Raw genomic sequence first — 392 nt, 5'->3', positions numbered from 1 at the left:
CAAGCCCGACATCAACGTTTGTGATGATAGGCTTGTGACTGTGGACTCACAGATGACTGTTGGGGTGATGGTGGAGCCTAGCGGGATCGAACCGCTGACCTCCTGCGTGCAAGGCAGGCGCTCTCCCAGCTGAGCTAAGGCCCCCTGACAAGTCATCTTGCGAATTTGGGTCAGACAAGGCGCTTTTCGCCGACGTGTAGCCTGCTACACGAGAAGGAAAGCAACGACGTATGACACAAATTTGGTGGGTCTGGGCAGACTCGAACTGCCGACCTCACCCTTATCAGGGGTGCGCTCTAACCAACTGAGCTACAGACCCAAACAGTCTTATGCTCTGGCCGATCAGATAATTCATTGTGGACACTTGCCGAGAAGAGGCGAGTCGTCGATTA

Annotated in this window: 2 tRNA genes; both read right to left on the bottom strand. The window is 54.3% G+C overall.

Going from position 1 to position 392, the window contains the following annotated elements:
• Window positions 1-68: 68 nt before the first annotated feature.
• Window positions 69-144, bottom strand: a tRNA-Ala gene (locus ETC27_RS16500).
• Between the two features lie 98 nt (window positions 145-242).
• Window positions 243-319 (bottom strand) — tRNA-Ile (locus tag ETC27_RS16495).
• Between the last annotated feature and the right edge of the window lie 73 nt (window positions 320-392).

The sequence above is a fragment of the Onishia niordana genome, assembly GCF_004798965.1.
GTDB lineage: Bacteria > Pseudomonadota > Gammaproteobacteria > Pseudomonadales > Halomonadaceae > Onishia > Onishia niordana.
The sequence above is the reverse complement of the archived record's forward strand: the minus strand, read 5'-3'. Positions and strand labels throughout refer to the sequence as shown.